This is a genomic window from Halorubrum sp. AJ67 (assembly GCF_000513435.1).
Map to the genome: position 1 here is coordinate 105,622 of NZ_CBVY010000009.1, position 1,862 is coordinate 107,483.

Annotated in this window: 1 protein-coding gene and 3 pseudogenes (1 of these 4 running past the window's edge); 2 read left to right on the plus strand and 2 right to left on the minus strand. The window is 69.0% G+C overall.

Annotation, left to right across the window (positions count from 1 at the left end; all coding sequences use genetic code 11):
• A pseudogene (locus BN903_RS09370) lies at nt 1-78 on the minus strand (plastocyanin/azurin family copper-binding protein); it reaches 385 nt to the left of the window's first position.
• A 95-nt stretch (nt 79-173) separates the two neighbouring features.
• A pseudogene (locus tag BN903_RS09375) lies at nt 174-1,063 on the minus strand (hypothetical protein).
• A gap of 116 nt (nt 1,064-1,179) precedes the next feature.
• Between BN903_RS09375 and BN903_RS09380 the strand changes: the two are divergent.
• Together BN903_RS09380 and BN903_RS16755 are read left to right on the plus strand one after the other, a co-directional pair.
• Nucleotides 1,180-1,656: a hypothetical protein gene (locus BN903_RS09380; protein WP_048077479.1), complete on the plus strand. Its 477-nt coding sequence runs from the start codon at nt 1,180-1,182 to the stop codon at nt 1,654-1,656.
• Between the two features lie 124 nt (nt 1,657-1,780).
• A pseudogene (locus tag BN903_RS16755) lies at nt 1,781-1,862 on the plus strand (HAD family hydrolase); the annotation flags it as partial.

Sequence of the window (1,862 nt, forward strand, 5' to 3'; positions counted from 1 at the left end):
CGTTCCGGTCGCCCCGGCGGAGGCCGCGACGGCGGCGGTCGCGCCGCCGGCCGTCCGCACGAAGTCCCGCCTTTTCATACGGTTTTACTCAGGACGGGGTGCGCTTAAACCCACCGACTGAAACCGCCGACGTGGAGGGGGTTTCGGGGCCTGAAACCGCCGAAATCGGCGGATTACTCGTCTCGGTCGCGATCGCTTTCGCCGGGGGCCTCGTCGGTCACGACGCCGTCCTCGACCGGGACGAACTCGGGCCGCTCTTTGGCCTCGCGGAGCGCCCGCAGTCGGTCCCGGTACTCCTCCGAACGGAACCGGTCGGAGAGCCGCGCGTTCGCCACCATCGCGAACAGGAACCCGCCGACGAGCAGGAAGACGATCCCCATCGCCGGTGCGACGATGGTCCCGAGGTCGGCAACGGCGCTCGCGACGAGGAGGGCGATGCCGGCCAGCACCTGAATCGCGGCGACGACCTGTATCACGAGGTTGCCGAACTCGCCGGACCCCTCCGGGACGCTGTCCGGATGGGGGAGGCGACCAGTCGTCGGGCGGCTCGGGCACCTCGTAGGAGTCCATACGCGGCGAGCGCGACGACGGGTTCGGATGTCGCGGAGGACCGTCCCCTCGCCGCGCACCTCGCCGGTGGGGCGGGATGATCGCGTACCCCTCCGTCGGAGTAGACGAGGATGCGCTCCTCGCCGTCCTCGCGGACGCGCTCTAGGACCCCGAACACGTCGCGGGTCGCGATCCGGGACTTCAGCTCGGCGTCGACGCGGTCGAGGAGCCGGTCGCCCGTGATCCACGTGTCCGGGTCGAAGGCGGCGTCCCACTCCTCGGCGCTCATCTGCGCCATGTCCGAGGGACCGAAGTCGTCGAAGTCGTACTCCGACTCGACGCGCTCGCGGAGCGCCTCGATGTCGGTCTCGTCCTCGGAAGCGCCGTCGGAGGCGGTCGGGCGGGACCCACCGTTTTCGGTCTCCGCGTCCGGGTCTCCCGAACCGTCGGACGCCGGGTCTGCCGGCTCCTCCGGCGGCGACTCCGACTCCGACCGCGTCGAGGTGTCCTCCATCGCTTCGGCGGTACGTGCTCCTGACGCTAACTGTTTTCGTCCGCGCCCGGGCGACGAGACCGGCCCGTCGGCCGCGGATCGCGGGGCTTTACGCGCCGGAGCGCATAGCCGCTCGCATGGTCGACGAGTCGGTCATCGCGGCGCTGGCCGGGGTGTCCGTGACGACGAGTCTCCCCTTCCTCCTGTACGGCGCGTGGATCATGATCGACGCCGAGACGGTGTCGTGGAACGTGTTGATGCGACACCTGCGGTACATCGTCGCCGGACTCCTGCTCACGACCGTCCCCCTCGTCGGGTGGATGATCCCGCGCGTCCTCGATCAGCTGACGGGCATGGCGATCCTCCACGCCTTCTTCGGCGTTCAGGCGTACGCCATGCTGGCGTTCGCGCTGACCGGTATCGTCCGGATCTTTCAGGCGAAGCGGAACGCCGACGCGTACGAGGACCTCGACGTCGACATCGACGAGATCCACGAGGACATGGGCCACTGGCGGAAGCGACTCCGCGCCGGTGTCGCGGGCTTCATGCTGCTGTGGCTGTGCGCGTGGGTGACCGGCGTCTACCGGCTTCTCACGCTCCACTTCGGGGTGTGACCGCGGCCCGTCTCCGACGCGTCGTCGCGTGACTGCCACCGCGCGATCGCCGGCGTGTGACTTCCGTCGAATCCGTTTCACCGACCGACAGCTTCAATCCGGGTTTGTCCCTAACGGTGGTATCGTGGCAGTCACCTTCGATCTCTTCGGGACCCTCGTCGACGTCGAGTACCCGTCGGATCCGGCGGAAGCGGTCGCACGCGAAC